The sequence below is a fragment of the Amycolatopsis sp. BJA-103 genome (assembly GCF_002849735.1).
GTDB lineage: Bacteria > Actinomycetota > Actinomycetes > Mycobacteriales > Pseudonocardiaceae > Amycolatopsis.
The window spans coordinates 4577430-4592489 of the sequence record NZ_CP017780.1 but is presented as its reverse complement, the minus strand read 5'-3'; the positions used below and the strand labels follow the sequence as shown (position 1 = coordinate 4592489).

Here is a 15060-nt window from a genome sequence, read left to right as displayed (position 1 = left end):
TGCGACGGAGGGAGGACCGGAATGAGGTCGCATATCGGGGCGGCCACCAGGCTGAACGCCGCCATGCACACCGGGTTCTTCCTGTTGCTGGCCGCGTCGGTCGCGCGGTTCGTCGCGGGGCACGGGCTGAGCGGGGCCACTCCGCTGATCCTCGTGCTCACCGGCACGCTCGCGCTGGTGTACGCGGCGGGAGTACTGAGCTGGTCCGTGCTCGGCCGGTTGCGCCAGGTCTGGCTGACCGTGGTGATCGTCGTCTGGCTCGCGCTGGTGGTGGCGGCGCCGAGCTTCGCCTGGTGCGCCGTGCCGTTGTTCTTCGTCTGTCTCCAGGTGCTGCGCCCGCGGACCGTGGTCGTGGTGGTCGCGGTGCTGACCGTCGCGACCATCCTCGCCCAGCTGCGGATCGCGAGCGGGTTCGATCCGAGCATCGTGCTCGCGCCGATCGCCGTCGCGCTGATGGCCACGATGACGTTCCTGCAACTCGACCGCGACCGGGTGGAGCTGGGCGACCTCGTCAAGGATCTGCTCCGCGCCAGGGTCGAGCTCGCGCAGAGCCAGCGCCTGGCCGGGATGGTGCAGGAACGGGAGCGGCTGGCGCGGGAGATCCACGACGTCCTCGCCCAGGGGCTGTCGAGCATGCGGATGCTGCTGCAGGCGGCGCAGAGATCGTGGGACACGGATCTGGAGCTGGCCAAAGGACACGTGTCCCGCGCGGTCGACGCGGCGGGCGACAACCTTGCCGAGGCACGCCGGTTCGTCTCGGGCTTGGGGTCGCCGCGGCTCGACAGTGCCGATCTCGCGGCCACCTTGGAGGACCTGGTCGAGCAGGTCGGTTTCGCCGCCATGCACGTGGTGCGCTTCGAGACGAGCGGGACCCCGTATCCGTTGTCCTCGGAGGTGGAGGCGAGTCTGCTTCGGATCGCTCAGAGCGCGCTGGCGAACGTGAGCGATCACGCCGGGGCGAGCGAAGCCGCCCTCACGCTGACCTACTTGGCCGACAGGGTCGTTCTCGACGTCCGAGACGACGGTGTCGGTTTCGATCCGGCCTCGGCGCGCGCGGGCGGCGACCGGGGCCACGGTCTGCGGATGATCGGCGAGCGGCTCGCCGAACTCGGTGGTGAGATGGTCGTCGAGAGCGCGCCGGGAGAGGGCACCGCGCTCGCGGTCACCGTGCCCACCAGGGAGGTCCGATGACCGTCCGGGTGCTGGTCGTCGACGACCATCCGGTGGTGCGGGCGGGGATCGCCGCGCTGCTCGCCGGAGAACCCGACATCGACGTTATCGGCGAATGCACCGGCGCCGACGAGGCCGTCCTGTTCGCCGCGGACCGGAAGCCCGACGTCGTGCTGATGGACCTGCAACTCGGCGACGGTCCCGACGGCGTGAACGCCACCGAGCGCCTGACCGCCCTCCCGGATGCCCCGAAGGTGCTGGTGCTCACCACGTACGACGCCGAACTGGACATCACCAGGGCGGTCGCCGCCGGCGCCACCGGCTACCTGCTCAAGGCGGGACCGCCCGAGGACCTCTTCCGCGGCATCCACGCGGCGGCGCGCGGCGAGACCGTGCTCGCGCCCCAGGTCGCGGCCCGGCTCTTCGGGCATATGCGCGCACCGACAGCCGCACTCAGCCCTCGGGAGACCGAGATCGTGGGGCTGCTGGCGGAAGGCTTGATCAATCGGCAGATCGCGGCGCGCTTGTTCATTTCCGAAGCGACGGTGAAAACGCACCTGGTCCACATCTACGACAAACTCGGTGTCGACAGCCGTGCCGGTGCGGTGGCCGTCGCCACGGAACGGAGGATCATCCGCACCTGAGCGGGTCCGCTCAGGGCTTGCGCCCGACGGCGGCGACAATGCAGTTTCCGGCCGCCGGCATCGGTTCCGTGCGGGGACCGGTGGGCCACCACGCGTCGTTGACCACGATGCCGGGGTCCATGAGTTCGAGGCCGTCGAGCATTTCCTCGATCTCGGTGCGAGTCCGGAAGAAGCCGCGGCTGATGCTCTGGTTCAGGATCGCCTGCACCCGGTGGGCGATGGGACTGTGCTCGTTCTCCGGGTCGAAGAAATGCGAGAAAACCACGTAGGACCCGGAGGGAATCGCGTCGATGTAGGTCTGCAGCACCTGGGCCGGCGGCATTCCTTCGTCGGCGCTGTGGTGGTGCAGCGTGGCCACGTGCATCAGGGCCAGCGGGCGGTCGAAGTCGATCGTGGTGGTGACGACGTCGTTCTTCAGGACCTCGTCGGGTGCGAAGATGTTGGCCCCGATGAGCCGGGTCCTGTCGTTCTCTTCGAGCAGCGCGCGGCCGTGCGCGAGCACCACGGGATCGTTGTCGACGTACACGACCTGCGCGTCGGGATTGATCCGCTGCGCGACCTGGTGGGTGTTCTCCGCGGTGGGCAGGCCGGAGCCGCAGTCGAGGAACTGGTCGATCCCGGCCTTGCCCGCGAGGAAGCGGACCGCGCGGGTCAGGAAGGCGCGGTTGCTGACCGCGATGATGTTGACCTCGGGCACGGCCTGGTTCAGCTGCGCGAGCAGCTGCCTGTCGACCTCGTAATTGTCCTTGCCGCCGAGGGCCGCGTCATAGGCGCGCGCCACGCTGGGCACGGTCGTGTCGATCCTGTTCGAAGGAAGGTCGACATTTCCCTTGTCCTGGCCCACGGCAAACCCCACTGGTAATCAGACGATCACTCAACGTCGGATGAATGCTACCAGCGGGCAGCGTTCATTCCTCGATGAGGATGCCTTGCCCGCAGGTACAAATCAGGTCATGTCCGGCCGTCGAGTCCCCGAGGCTGTTGGTATGACGGGGGAAGATCGGGTGCCGAAGAAGCGCACGACGTGGAAAGACGACCTGGCGATCGGCGTTCTGGTGGGCGTCATGCTGGTGACGCCGGCGGCGGTGGCCGTGTCCGCTTCGATCGGGGACTGGCTGTGGACCATCGTGGCGATTCCCGCCACGGTATCCCTCGCCCTGGTCATCGGCGGGTTGGTCAGGACTCGCGCGGCCGCCGCACTCGGCTCGATAGGCCGCAAGAGCCGGGTCGCGACCACCTTCGCGGTTCTCGGAATGATCATCGGGGCCGCGGCGGGCGCGGCCCTGATCTGGTTCGGGATTTCCTTCAACCTCGACCCGGACATCTGCGACCCGGATCGCAGCACCTGCATCGCCGTGGTGGACGGGGTCGCCCGCGGCGAGTCCGACGAATCGGTCGGTGGTCAGCGGTTCAAGGCCTTCCTCCTGTCGCTGGTCGCCATATTCCCCGGCGCGCTCCTGCTGTACGCCGTCGCGCGTGCGGCGCTGGCGCGGGTTCGCGGTTGACGGCCCATACTCAACAAGTTATATATGAATGATGTCCTATGCTGGTCGAGGTCGAGCAGTGGTACTCGGTGCGGGCGTCGCCGGTCTCGTGACCGCCCGGGTCCTGTCCGGCCACTACGACGAAGTGGTCGTGGTCGAACGTGACGAGCTTCCGGACCGGCCGGACCACCGGCGGTTCGTCCCCCAGTCGCGGCACGCGCACGGTCTGCTGGGGTCCGGTCGCCGGGTACTGGTCGGGCTGTTCCCCGGCCTGTCCGCGGAGTTGGCCGAGGCCGGCGCGCTCACCCCGGGCTCGGGCGATCCGGCGATGGGGGATCGGTCGATCTTCCTGGTCCGCGGCGGGACGACCATCCGGATCCCCGCCTGGTGGAGCGGTGGTTTCGGCGCCAGCCGGATCCTGCTCGAACACGCGATCCGGGAGCGCGTGCGGGCTTTGCCGAACGTCGTGGTCCGGGACCGGGCGCTCGCCGTCGGGCTGCTGACCGACCGGACCCGCCGCCGCGTCACCGGGATCCGGACGGCCGACGACGACCTGGGCGCCGATCTGGTCGTCGATGCGTCCGGCCGCGGGTCCCGGCTGCCGGAGTGGCTCGAACGGATCGGGTACCGGCCTCCGCCGGTGTCGGTCGTCCATTCCGACGTCCGGTACGTCAGCGTGGTCACCGAGCCCGACCCGTCCTTCGATCCCGAGTGGCTGGTCATCCTCGGTGGCGGCGGGGAATCCGCCTCGCCGGTCGGCGGTGTGGTGCTGCGCGTCGAACACGGCAGGCTGCACATCTCGTTCGGCTCGGTCGGGCGGAGCGAGCCGGTCCCCACGGGATTGCCGGAACTGCGCGCCTTCGCGGATCGGCTGACAGCGCCGGTGGTGGCCGAAGCGCTCCGCAGGTCGACACCCGTCGGACCGATCCGCACCTTTCGCGTCCGCAGCAACACCCGGCGCCATTACGACCGGATGCGCGAGATGCCGGCCGGTGTCCTCGCGCTCGGCGACGCCGCCTGCGCGGCGAATCCGATCTACGGCCAGGGAATGAGCGTGGCCGCCCTCTCGGCGGCCGCGCTCGGCCGGGTGCTCACCGCCGAGGGCGGCGCGCCACGGCCGGGGTTCGAGCGCCGCGCCGCACGGGCCATGGCCGCGACCTCCGCCGACGCCTGGCGCCTCGCCGTCGGAGAGGACCTCCGCCACGGATGCCTCGCCGAAGGTGTCCGATCGCCCTGGACGGCGCGGTTCGGCGAGGGTTACCGCAACCGGCTGGAACGAGCGGCGGCGCTGGATCCCGAAGTGGCGGCGGCGTACAACGAGGTGCTCAATCTCCACCGGCCGGTGTCTTCGCTCGGCTCCCCGCGGATCGCCCGCCGGGTGCTGCGGCCCTTGCGGGACCGCGATCCGGGCACGTTGTCCGCTACCGTCGCCGCCGTACTCGGAGTCGCCTGAACCGAGCGAGGAGCTCCCATGTTCCAGCCGCAGTTCGTGGACGTCGACGACGTCCTGCTCCACGTCGAGACCGACGGTCCGGAAACCGGTCCGGCGGCGTTGTTCCTCCATGGCTGGCCCGACCTTTGGTTCACTTTCGAGCCGCAGATGACCGCGCTCGCCGAACGGGGGTACCGGGTGATCGCGCCGGATCAGCGCGGTTACGGCCTGTCGTCCAAGCCCGCCACGGTCGCCGACTACCGGATGCCCGAACTGGTCAAGGACATCGTGCTCCTCATCGAACGCCAGAAGGCGGCGCCGGTGCATCTGGTCGGCCACGACTGGGGCGGGGCGGTGGCCTGGGCGGTGGCGATCGAACGGCCCGATCTGCTCCGGTCGCTGACCATCGTCAACTGTCCGCATCCGCAGGTGTTCGCCCGCACGCTGACCCGGCGGCCCTCCCAGCTGCTGCGGAGCTGGTACATGCTGGCGTTCCAGATCCCCGGCCTCGCCGAGACGGTCCTCGGTGCCCGCGGCGGCGCGGTTCTCGCGGCGATGCTCAAACGCGGCGCCAATCTGAGTGACGCCGACGTGGACCGGCACCGCGCCGTCTGGCGCCATCCGGGCACGATCCAGCGGCCACTGTTCTGGTACCGCGCGCTGTTCCGGACGCTGCCGCCTTCCGACGCCGACCTGTCGGTCCGGGTGCCGACCCAGATCATCTGGGGCCGCCGGGACGGTGCGCTCGGCAAACTCCTCGCCGAACCGAGTGCCGCCCGGTGCGACGAGTCCGAGCTGCACTGGCTCGACACGAGGCATTGGCCCCACCGCGAAGAACCCCGGCGGGTCACCGAGTTGCTCGAAGCCTGGTTCGCCCGGCACGCGGACCGGGCCTGATCCGGTTGATACTCTTCCGGTCGCCGCCGGAAGGAGCCCGATGCTCAGATTCGCCCTGCTGGGCTTTCTGCTGCGGCAACCCATGACCGGCTACGACCTGGCCACCGCGATCCGCACCAGTATCAACTTCGTGTGGCCCGCCCAGCTCAGTCAGATCTACCGGACACTGAGCCAGCTCGAGGACAGCGGGCTCGCGGTGTCCGAAGTGGAGCCACAGCAGGGCAGGCCGGACCGCCGGGTGTATTCGGCCACCGACGCCGGACGGCGGGCCTTCGACGACTGGCTCGGCGAACTGGTCACCGAACGGGATCCGGTCCGGGTGCCGTTCCTGGTCCGCTTCTTCTTTTCCGGGTCCCGCTCGACGGAGGACACGGTGACCCAGCTCCGGGTGATGCGCGATCTCCACGTCAAGGATCGCGACAGGCTCGCCGACGAGCTTCCCCAGGAGATCACCGCGGCCGCCGCCCGCACCGAAGGGACCGAACTCGATCCCCTGATCTGGGATTCGGTCCGCCGCGCCGGTGAGATGATGGCGCAGACCTGGGTCGACTGGATCGACGAGACCATCGAACGACTGCAGCGCTCCGACGGGCAGCCTCCTCAGGCGTGACGCAGTTCCAGCGTGCAGCATTTGACGCTTCCGCCACCCTTGAGCAGCTCCGACAGATCGGCGCCGATCGGGTCGAAACCACGTTCCCGCAGCTGGGCGATCAGCCCCGTGGCGGACTGCGGCAGGATGACGTGCCGCCCGTCGGACACCGCGTTCAGGCCGAACGCCGCCGCGTCGGCGGCCGACGCGATGACGGCGTCCGGGTACAGCTCCTCGATCCGTCGCCGGCTTTCCTCGGTAAAGGCCTCCGGGAAGTACATGACCATGTCGTCGTTCAGCACGGTCAGCGCGGTGTCGAGGTGGTAGTAGCGCGGGTCGGTCAGGGTCAGCCCCACCACCGGTACGCCGAAGAACTCCTCGCTCTCTTCGTGCGCCCGGGGGTCGGACCGGAAACCCGAACCCGCCAGGATCCGGGAACCCGCGATCAGGAAGTCACCTTCCCCTTCGTTGTGCCACCGCGCCTGCCGCACCTCGCGGTAGCCGTTTTCGGTGAACCAGTTCAGGTAGGACTCGGACTCCTGGCGGCGTTGCCGGTGGTGGAAGCGCGCGACCAGCGCCCGCCCGTTCACCACCGTGGCGCCGTTCGCCGCGTACACCATGTCCGGCAGACCCGGCACCGGATCGAGCAGGTCCACCCGGTGGCCCAGTTCGACGTAGAGGTCCCGCAGCCATTCCCACTGGGTGATCGCGAGTTCGGTGTCGGTGGGTTTGCCGGGATCCATCCACGGGTTGATCGAGTACTCCACATCGAAGTACGCCGGTCTGACCATGAGATAGTGCCGCATCTGTGTTCTCCCGAAGTGCTCAGGCCGTCTGCAAGGATTTTTCGTTGCCTGCCAGCCGCTTGACCAGCTGGTCGCGGATGCGGGGCGGGATGTCCGGGGCGAAACGCCGGAAGTAGCTTTCGGCGTGCACCGTGCTGTCCATCAGGAACGGCAGGTCGAAGACGACCAGTTTGCGGATGGCCAGCAACGGTACCGGCGCGCGCAGCGCCTTGAACTTCTCGTTCCACAGGCCGGGCTGGTCGCAGACCGGGTGGAACTGCCCGATCATCAGGCCGTCGTTGACGAACTTGTCCTTCGCCTCGCGCTGCAGGTCGTCCAGCACCGTCGGGTCCTGGTAGTCCAGTTGCGGCAGCACCAGGAGGATCGTCAGCAACTCCCGTTCCGTGGGCGAAATCCTGGCCGACAGCCGCTCGTGCCACGAGCGCAGGCTCTCGATCGCGTCGTGGACGTCCGTCTCGCCGTTGGTGGCGGTCAGGGCGGCCAGATGGAAAAGTCCTTTGTGGAGTGATGGCTGGGTGTAGGGGCATACCGGGCCGTTCCGGCCCAGTTCCGGGTGGGGGGACACCAGGTAACGTCCCGCCCAGGAAAGGATTTCCCGGACATACGGTAGATGTTCCGCCGGCAGGGCGCCGCTTTCGACCTCGGCCGCCGTCCAGATGAGAACCTTGTTGTCGCCGATCATGATCCGATGCTTTGTGCGAAGGTGAAGACGCCGTCAGGGTCGACCCGGTTCTTGATGTCCTTCAGTCGCGGGTAGTTGACGCCGTAGTAGGCGTCGCGCCAGTCTGCGAGATCCGGGTCGATGAAGTTCTGGAAAGCGCCGTCGGACACGTACGGCGACAACGCCTCCGCCAGGTCCGTCAGCCAGTGAAGGTTGGCGTCGACCACGGCGGTCTCGTCGTTCTCGGCCCACGAGGTGTCCATGGACAGCAGGAACATCGCGTTCCGGTGGGCGAAGGCGGTGTCCGTCGCGCCCACCCGGTTGATCGCGCCGCCCCAGGAGAACAGGGCCGCGCCACCGCCGTCCGGGTTGCCGCTGCCGGGCCAGCGGTCGACGAACGAGAGCATCGTGGCGATCGCCTCGTCGGGCAGTGGTTCGGTGACGATGTTGGTCCGCGCCGCGAACGCGCCCTCGGCGGTCTCGTGCAGCAGATCGTCCTTGGCCTGCCAGAAGGTCCGGTCCTCGATGTCCATGCGGATCGGCTGGGCGACGGACAGGACGGGGTCGAGGATCTCCCGCAACTCCTTGGCGGAACCGAGATACTGCCCGATGGCCGATACCACGGACTTCGACCCGCCGACCGTGCTGACGCCGATTCTGGCCGCGAACTCGTCCGGTGCCCGCCGCACGATCTCTTGCAGGACCGACACGACCTTCGGCGCGTCCGCGCGATCCCACAGCACCAGGTAGCTGGCGCAGTCGGTCACCGGCCTCGCCTGGAAGGTGAAGGACACGTTGACGCCGAAGTTGCCGCCGCCACCGCCGCGGCACGCCCAGAAGAGGTCCGCGTTCTCGTTCGCGTCGCAGTGCAGCACTTGCCCGTCCGCGGTCACCAGTGTGGTCGCCACGAGCGCGTCCGCGGTGAGCCCGAGTACGCGCGAGGTGGCACCACAGCCGCCCCCGAGGGTGAGGCCCGCGATGCCGACCGTGGCGCCGTTGCCCAGCGCGAACGCCATTTCGTGGGGCTGGATGGCGGCATAGACGTCCGCCATCCGCGCGCCGCCCGCGGCGGTCACGAGCCCGGTCGATCCGTTGGCGGACACGGTGTTCATCGCGCTGAGGTCGATGACGAGACCGGTGTTGACCGAATGTCCCGCGTAGCTGTGCCCGCCGCACCGTGCGACGACGTCGACACCGGCGTCGCGTGCCCACTCGATGGCTTTTCGCACGTCCGCGGTGTTCTCCACGGACACGACACCGGCGGGGGTGATGCCGGCGAATCTCTTGTTGAACGGCGTGCTGGCCTCGCCGAACCCGGTTTCCCCGGGGCGGCGGACACGGCCTGCCACGGTGCGGTCGAGGAGTCGCCAGTCCGCGTCGTCTGGGCTGCGGGACACTAGCTCACCTCGTCGAGGTAGGAGACGCCGGTGGCGGCGTGCGGGCCGTAGCGTTCCCACACCTCACGCAGCCGGAGATGACCGTCCTCGGCCACCTCCGGCGTGTTCACCGTGTGCCCGCAGATCACCTCGCCGGTGGCGAGCACCAGCGTGTACCCCAAATGGAGGGCCCCGTTCTCCCGGCGGGTGCCGGTGATCGCTCCCCGTCGCACCTCACCCCCGGCGAACTCGGCCCAGACGACGTCGCCCTCTTGGCGGTATTCGGCGATAGCCTCGGCGCCTTCTTTGCGGAATTTCCGCCCGTCGTAATTAATCATGGGACTCGGCCCGGTCGATCTCGTGGGTGATGAACTCGTCGGACATCGCGCGGTCCCACCAGATCGCGTAGTAGGCGAAGTCCTCGTCATTGTCATTGACGAGGTAGTGTTCGATCTCCGGTTTCAGGAATACGAGGTCACCCGCGGTGAACTTGTGCCGCTTTTCGCCGGTGACCACCTCGGCGCTTCCGGTCATTCCGATGAAGATCTCGTGCTCGTGATGAGCGTGGGCAACCGATACGTCGCCAGGACGCAGCACGCACCAAGCTCCTCGAAACGGTGCCGTCATACCGTTCCACGGATAAAGCAGCTTCATGTCCAATCCGTAGGCGCGCGTCAGGTTCTCGTGTTCCAGCCTGCGGATGTCCACGACAGCTTGGTCTTGGTCAGTCACATCCCACTCCGATCGGCGTGCTTTTCATGTCGGGCGTTCGGTGCTGACCGAGGCTATATTTGGCCTGCTTCCCGGCAACAGGGGAACTATTCCCGATTGCCGGTGAATCAGCCGCGGCCGAGACCGGCGTCCCGGGACAGCACTATCGCCTGTGCGCGATCGGCTACGCCGAGTTTGCCGAAGACGACGGAAACGCGATTGCTGATGGTCTTCGGCGCGAGCGCGAGCTCGCGCGCGATGGCCGAGTTCGCCTTGCCGGCGGCGATGCGGTCGAGTACCTCCCGCTCCCTGGTCGTCAGCTGCGGGAACGGGTAGGGGTCCGGACCGGTCGCCGACCGCATCAGCGCGCCGAACCGGCAGGCGATCGCCTTCCCGACGATCGCCTCGCCCGCCGCGACGACCTGCACGCCGCGGACGACCTGGTCCAGATCGGAGCTCTTGATCAGGTATCCGCGCGCTCCGGCGTGCAGCGCCGACCTGATCGCGGAGTCGTCGTCGGCCGAGCTCAGGACCAGCACCCTGGTCTCCGGCGCGATCCGCGCCACCCGGCTGATGACGTCGACGGTCGAGAACTCGCCCAGCTGCGGATCGATGACCAGCACGTCCGGCTGGTGCCGGAAGGTTTCCGAGATGGTCGCGTTCGCCGTCGCCGCCTCACCGACGACGGCGATGCCGCCGACGTCTTCGAGCGCGGACCTGACCCCGTAGCGAATCGCCGGCTGGCTGTCGGCGAGCAGAACGGTCACCCAAGCGGGGCCGCTGCTCTCCTCGGACATGGTGTGGTTGGGCAACAGGCTCGCGGTGCGCCGCCGGTCTTGATGTTCGACCGGCCACAAACGAGCGGTGTTGCCGATACTGGCGTGGTGATTCATCTTTCCCCCTACCTGCCGCTACTGAGCCTGCCTGATCGGCTCCGTTCAGTGAACTGCGATGAAGATGCGCTCGACCGTGGCGGGGATGGGGCTGCCGGCCGCGAGAGGAGTCTATGTAGTAAGTATCGAACGGATCTATATGACTGTTATGGGCAATTGATCGCAATCAATTTTCCGGCCGGAGGGAGGCGTCCGATCAACAGGGAAGAAGCGGCAGACAGGGTGATCGCGTTCGTCCGTGCCCTGGTGACGGCACCGTGCCTCACCGTATCGCGAGCACGAAGAGGCGGACGGCCTGGCCCGTAAGATCGCCTCGTGGTGCCTGGCGGCAATTATGCCGTCGTGGTAACGGAGAAAAGCGTCGCGGAGGCTAGTCGCCCGCATTTCCCCGGGAAAGGGGAGATCTTCCCGGCCATCGGGAAACCCCGAGGAGGCCCCGGTGAGATTCCCCGGACCTCGGGAAAGTCATCCCTATCGTCGGGGAAATGCCGCTGCTTAGTGTCGGCATCCTATTCTGGACGAACGGGGTGTATCTGTGACTGAAATACAGGTGGGTTTGCTGGCGATCGGTGCGGGGCCTGCGAACCTGGCGCTCGCGGTGGCCATCGAGGAGTCCGGGAATCCGGAACTGGCCGAGCAGACGCTGCTGCTGGAGCAGAGTCCGGACATCAAGTGGCAACGCGACTTGCTGATGCCGTGGGCGCGCAGTCAGGTCTCCTTCCTCAAGGATCTGGTGACCCTGCGCAATCCGCGCAGCAAGTTCTCGTTCCTCAACTTCCTGCACGACCAGAAGCGGCTCGACGAGTTCGTCAACCTCGGCACCTTCCACCCGTTCCGCTGGGAGTTCTCCGACTACCTGCAGTGGGTCGCGAAGTCGCTGGACCAGGTCCGGATCCGGTACGACGCGAAGGTGCAGAGCATCGAGCCCGCGCGTGGCGCCGACGGGTCGATCACCGGCTGGGTCGCCACGCTCACCGACGGGGACACCATCCGCTGCCGCGACCTGGTCGTGGGCGGCGGCCGTGACACGCACGTGCCGGACGTCTTCGCCGACCTGCCGCCCGACCGCCTCATCCACAGCGCCCAGTACCGGCGCCGGATCGCGGAGCTGCCCGCGGACGCGCCGCTGCGCGCCGTCGTGGTGGGCGGGGCCCAGAGCGCGGCCGAGATGTTCATGGCCCTGCACGACAATCTGCCCAACAGCACCCGGACCATGATCGTGCGGTCCATCGGCCCGCAGAACTACCAGACCAGCAAGTTCGTCAACGAGCTGTTCTTCCCGTCGTTCGTCGACCGCTTCTACGACAGCCCGCCCGAGATCCGCCAGCAGGTGCTGGAAGAGATGCGCCTGACCAACTACGCCGGCGCGGCCCCGCCGTTCCTCGACCACATCTACACCACGCTCTACCAGCAGCGCGGCATCGGTCAGCAGCGGTCTGAGGTGCGGACCCTGACCGAAGTGGTCGGCGCCAGGATCGAAGACGACGAGGTCGTCCTCGATCTGCGGGACCGGACCAGCGGCAAGGTCGAGGCACTGCAGTGCGACCTGGTGCTCCTCGGTACCGGCTTCGACCAGCGGATGCCCGCGATGGTCCGCGACCTGGCCGACCGCGTCGGCCTGTCCGAGGTCACGGTCAGCCGCTGCTACCGGGTCGATCTCGGCGATTCCGCCTGGGGCGCGGTGTATCTGCAGGGCATCAACGAGGCCACGCACGGTATCGCCGACTCGCTGATCAGTGTGCTGGCCCACCGGTCCCGTGACATCGTCAGCGATCTGCTCGCCCGCCGGGGCGCCGCCGCCGAGTCGAGGACCGCCTGATGAACCGGCTGGTGGTGATCTCGCCGGCACCGACGGCGAACGGCGACCTGCACCTCGGCCATCTCGCCGGCCCGTTCCTGGCCGCGGACGTCTGCACCCGGTACGCCCGCGCGGCCGGCACGGAAGCGCTCTACGGCACCGGCATGCACTTCACCCAGAACTACATCGTCACCGCCGCGGCTCGACTCGGCGTGGCGCCTGAGGACCTGCGGGAGCGCTCCGCCGAGCAGGTCCGGCAGACCCTGACCACCATGGGCGTCGAGGTCGACGGGTTCGGCTGTATCGGCGACCGGTTCACCAAGCTGGTCATGGACTTCTACGACCGCCTGCACAGCACGGGCAAGCTGGAGCTGCGGACGGTCCGGTTCCCGTACCTGCCGAGCACCGGCGAGTACCTGATGGACGCGTACGTCACCGGCGGCTGCCCGTTCTGCCTGGCCGACGGGTACGCCGGGATCTGCGAGAGCTGCGGTCTCCCGGTCGCGCCCGGCGACCTGATCGGCCCGCGGTCGACGCTGCGCCCGGACGAACCGCTGGAGTACCGCGAGGCGGACATCCTCGTCTTCCCGGTGGAGCGGTACCGCGCGGACCTGGAGGCGTACTTCGCCCGGACCCCGATGCGTCCCGGCATGGCCCAGCTCATCGAGTCCGCGCTCGCGGGGCCCCTGCCGGACTTCCCGATCACCCAGCCGACGTCGTGGGGTATCCCGGCGCCGTTCCCCGAGGTGCCGGGGCAGGTGATCTACCCGCATATGGAGGGCATGCCGTGGAGCATGTTCACCACCGCCCTCGCCGCCGAAAAACGCGGCGCGGTCCTCACCGCCGACGACGAGCTGTGGCAGGAGGACTCCGGTTCGACCGTGGTGTATTTCCTCGGCCTCGACGCGACGTATCCGTTCGCGATCGTGGGCACGGCGATGCTCACCGCGCTCGGCGGTCACGTGCTGCCCTCGCAGTACATCACCAACGAGTTCTACGAGCTGGCCAACGAGAAGTTCTCCACCAGCCGCGGGCACGTGGTGTCCGGCCGCGAGCTGGCCGGAGAGGTACCGCGCGATCTCATCCGCTTCCATCTCTGCGCCACCAGCCCCGAATACCAGCGCACCGACTTCACCCACGAGGCCCTGCTCCGGGTCAGCGAGACCCGGCTGACCGGGCCGTGGAACCGGGTCGCGGCGGCGGTCGACGCCTGGGTGGATCGCGGTCCGCTGACGGTTTCCGCCGACGCCAGGCGGACGGCGCTGCGGATGATCGAGCGGTTCGCCGACGGGTACGAGCTCCCGCGGTTCAGCGTGACGGCCGTGGCGTCGACCCTCGCCGAGCAACTCGGGCGGCTGGACCGGCTGGCCGCTTCGGTGACCGCCGAGACCGCGGGCGACCTCTGCCATCAGGTGGACGTCTTCCTGCGTTGTGCCGCCCCGATCCTGATCGATCTCGCCGCGGGCGCACTGCCCGACACGACGTTGCCGGGACAGGTGGACGCGGACACGATCACCCCCAAGAGGTTGCCCCGGCTCGCCGGGGCGGGCGGCTGATGGCTTCGGTCGCCGTCGTCGGTGCCGGGGTGACCGGATTGGTGACCGCGATCGAGTGCGCGCTCGCGGGTCACCGCGTCACCGTGCTCGATCGCGGCCCCGTCCCGAACCCCGCCTCTACGTCGTCCGATCAGCACCGGGCCTTGCGGGTGCTGCGCCCGGACGATCTCGAGGGCACGCGGCGGATGGCCGAGGCCCGCCGCCGTTGGCTGGAACTGGAGTCGTTGCTGCGGACCACGCTCTTCCGCCCGGTCGGCGTAGTCACCGCGGGCACCCCGGACGAGCTCGAGCTGGCCCTCGACACCGCGGCGCTGGCCGGGCTCGCCGCGGTCACCGTCTCGCCGGAAACCCTTGCGCCCGTGGTATTCCCCGCCGGAACCGGCGGGGTGCACGACGTGGGCGCCGGGGTCCTGCTGGCGGACCGGTTCCTGTGCGCGGCGGCCGGATGGCTCGCCGCGCACCCTTCGGTGACGTTGCGGCCGCACTGCGCCGTCGACGGCATCGACGACCATCGGGTGACCCTGGCCGACGGCACCGCCGTGGGCGCGGATCTCGTGCTGGTCGCGGCGGGTCCCTGGAACACCGAGCTGGTCGAGCAGCCCGTCGTGTTGTACCGCCAGACCATGATCTACCTGCACCCGCCGCGGGATCTGGCCGCTTGGTGGGCGTCGGCCCCGGGAGTCGGCCGGATCGGCGGCGGCCGCACGGCCTGGCTGCTGCCGCCCGGAGAGGGCACCCTGCTCAAGATCAGCTCGGACGTGGTGTGCCGTCAGGTCGCGACCACCACGGAACCGGATCGCGAACCGTGGGCCGACCGGTTGCTCGCCGAGCCGATCCTCGCGGGCGCCGCGGACTACGCCGTCGCGGCCGTGCGGGAATGCCACTATGCGGCCGATCCCGTCGACGGTGGCCCGATTCTCACCCGGATCCGTCCGTCGGTGTGGTCCCGTCCCGCCTGCGGCGGATCCGGGTTCGGCACCGCACCGCTCGTCGCCAGGGAAATCCTCGGCGCTGTCATGGAGGTCAGTGCGTGAACAAGGGGA

The 15060-nt window shown here is 68.7% G+C and carries 15 protein-coding genes and 1 pseudogene; 9 read left to right on the top strand and 7 right to left on the bottom strand.

All coding sequences use genetic code 11. The annotated features are described in order from the left end of the window. Positions 1 to 21: 21 nt before the first annotated feature. Together BKN51_RS19800 and BKN51_RS19795 are read left to right on the top strand one after the other, a co-directional pair. The gene (locus BKN51_RS19800; protein ID WP_101609056.1) at positions 22 to 1191 is read left to right on the top strand and encodes a sensor histidine kinase; all 1170 of its coding nucleotides are present in this window, start codon (positions 22 to 24) and stop codon (positions 1189 to 1191) included. Next, entirely contained in the window at positions 1188 to 1814 is a 627-nt protein-coding gene (locus BKN51_RS19795) for a response regulator (RefSeq protein ID WP_101609055.1), read from the top strand. The genes BKN51_RS19800 and BKN51_RS19795 overlap by 4 nt, the downstream gene beginning before the upstream one ends. A 10-nt stretch (positions 1815 to 1824) precedes the next feature. Here BKN51_RS19795 and BKN51_RS19790 read toward each other — a convergent pair whose 3' ends face one another. Beyond that, the gene (locus tag BKN51_RS19790) at positions 1825 to 2658 is read right to left on the bottom strand and encodes an SAM-dependent methyltransferase (RefSeq protein ID WP_101609054.1); all 834 of its coding nucleotides are present in this window, start codon (positions 2656 to 2658) and stop codon (positions 1825 to 1827) included. 142 nt (positions 2659 to 2800) lie between these two features. On the opposite strand from BKN51_RS19790, the gene BKN51_RS19785 reads away from it, so the two are divergent. Genes BKN51_RS19785 through BKN51_RS19770 form a run of 4 tightly spaced genes read left to right on the top strand, consistent with a single transcriptional unit; the run spans position 2801 to position 6237 of the window. Next, positions 2801 to 3319, top strand: a complete 519-nt coding sequence (locus tag BKN51_RS19785) for a hypothetical protein (protein ID WP_101609053.1) — start codon at positions 2801 to 2803, stop codon at positions 3317 to 3319. A gap of 58 nt (positions 3320 to 3377) precedes the next feature. Further along, entirely contained in the window at positions 3378 to 4751 is a 1374-nt protein-coding gene (locus BKN51_RS19780) for an NAD(P)/FAD-dependent oxidoreductase (protein WP_101609052.1), read from the top strand. A gap of 18 nt (positions 4752 to 4769) precedes the next feature. After that, positions 4770 to 5627, top strand: coding sequence for an alpha/beta fold hydrolase (locus BKN51_RS19775; protein WP_101609051.1), 858 nt, complete (start codon positions 4770 to 4772; stop codon positions 5625 to 5627). Positions 5628 to 5667: 40 nt separating this feature from the next. Further along, positions 5668 to 6237, top strand: a complete 570-nt coding sequence (locus BKN51_RS19770) for a PadR family transcriptional regulator (RefSeq protein WP_101609050.1) — start codon at positions 5668 to 5670, stop codon at positions 6235 to 6237. On the opposite strand, the pseudogene ddaH reads toward BKN51_RS19770, so the two are convergent. The 6 genes and pseudogenes from ddaH to BKN51_RS19740 form a co-directional block, all read right to left on the bottom strand. Then, positions 6228 to 7028, bottom strand: a pseudogene (gene ddaH, locus BKN51_RS19765) (dimethylargininase); the annotation flags it as partial. The gene BKN51_RS19770 and the pseudogene ddaH overlap by 10 nt on opposite strands. A 13-nt stretch (positions 7029 to 7041) precedes the next feature. Beyond that, positions 7042 to 7704: a DUF6875 domain-containing protein gene (locus tag BKN51_RS19760; protein WP_101609048.1), complete on the bottom strand. Its 663-nt coding sequence runs from the start codon at positions 7702 to 7704 to the stop codon at positions 7042 to 7044. Continuing rightward, positions 7701 to 9080, bottom strand: a complete 1380-nt coding sequence (locus BKN51_RS19755; RefSeq protein WP_101609047.1) for an FAD-binding oxidoreductase — start codon at positions 9078 to 9080, stop codon at positions 7701 to 7703. The genes BKN51_RS19760 and BKN51_RS19755 overlap by 4 nt, the downstream gene beginning before the upstream one ends. Next, on the bottom strand, positions 9080 to 9397 hold the full coding sequence (locus BKN51_RS19750; RefSeq protein WP_101609046.1) for a hypothetical protein: 318 nt from the start codon (positions 9395 to 9397) through the stop codon (positions 9080 to 9082). Before BKN51_RS19750 ends, BKN51_RS19755 begins: the two co-directional genes overlap by 1 nt. Then, positions 9390 to 9767: a cupin domain-containing protein gene (locus tag BKN51_RS19745; protein ID WP_101609045.1), complete on the bottom strand. Its 378-nt coding sequence runs from the start codon at positions 9765 to 9767 to the stop codon at positions 9390 to 9392. Before BKN51_RS19745 ends, BKN51_RS19750 begins: the two co-directional genes overlap by 8 nt. Positions 9768 to 9898: 131 nt before the next feature. Beyond that, complete coding sequence (locus BKN51_RS19740) at positions 9899 to 10663, bottom strand: response regulator (RefSeq protein WP_101609044.1); 765 nt, start codon at positions 10661 to 10663, stop codon at positions 9899 to 9901. Positions 10664 to 11198: 535 nt separating this feature from the next. Between BKN51_RS19740 and BKN51_RS19735 the strand changes: the two genes are divergently transcribed. The 3 genes from BKN51_RS19735 to BKN51_RS19725 are packed head-to-tail and all read left to right on the top strand — an operon-like array spanning position 11199 to position 15051. Next, entirely contained in the window at positions 11199 to 12482 is a 1284-nt protein-coding gene (locus BKN51_RS19735; protein ID WP_101609043.1) for a SidA/IucD/PvdA family monooxygenase, read from the top strand. Next, on the top strand, positions 12482 to 14017 hold the full coding sequence (locus tag BKN51_RS19730; RefSeq protein WP_101609042.1) for a class I tRNA ligase family protein: 1536 nt from the start codon (positions 12482 to 12484) through the stop codon (positions 14015 to 14017). The genes BKN51_RS19735 and BKN51_RS19730 overlap by 1 nt, the downstream gene beginning before the upstream one ends. Next, on the top strand, positions 14017 to 15051 hold the full coding sequence (locus BKN51_RS19725) for an NAD(P)/FAD-dependent oxidoreductase (RefSeq protein ID WP_101609041.1): 1035 nt from the start codon (positions 14017 to 14019) through the stop codon (positions 15049 to 15051). The genes BKN51_RS19730 and BKN51_RS19725 overlap by 1 nt, the downstream gene beginning before the upstream one ends. The last annotated feature ends 9 nt before the right edge of the window (positions 15052 to 15060 follow it).

Coding starts and splice junctions, on each gene's coding strand:
- BKN51_RS19800 (WP_101609056.1), top strand. CDS start 22: ATGAGGTCGCATATCGGGGCGGCCACCAGGCTGAACGCCGCCATGCAC.
- BKN51_RS19795 (WP_101609055.1), top strand. CDS start 1,188: ATGACCGTCCGGGTGCTGGTCGTCGACGACCATCCGGTGGTGCGGGCG.
- BKN51_RS19785 (WP_101609053.1), top strand. CDS start 2,801: ATGACGGGGGAAGATCGGGTGCCGAAGAAGCGCACGACGTGGAAAGAC.
- BKN51_RS19775 (WP_101609051.1), top strand. CDS start 4,770: ATGTTCCAGCCGCAGTTCGTGGACGTCGACGACGTCCTGCTCCACGTC.
- BKN51_RS19770 (WP_101609050.1), top strand. CDS start 5,668: ATGCTCAGATTCGCCCTGCTGGGCTTTCTGCTGCGGCAACCCATGACC.
- BKN51_RS19760 (WP_101609048.1), bottom strand. CDS start 7,704: ATGATCGGCGACAACAAGGTTCTCATCTGGACGGCGGCCGAGGTCGAA.
- BKN51_RS19750 (WP_101609046.1), bottom strand. CDS start 9,397: ATGATTAATTACGACGGGCGGAAATTCCGCAAAGAAGGCGCCGAGGCT.
- BKN51_RS19740 (WP_101609044.1), bottom strand. CDS start 10,663: ATGAATCACCACGCCAGTATCGGCAACACCGCTCGTTTGTGGCCGGTC.
- BKN51_RS19730 (WP_101609042.1), top strand. CDS start 12,482: ATGAACCGGCTGGTGGTGATCTCGCCGGCACCGACGGCGAACGGCGAC.
- BKN51_RS19725 (WP_101609041.1), top strand. CDS start 14,017: ATGGCTTCGGTCGCCGTCGTCGGTGCCGGGGTGACCGGATTGGTGACC.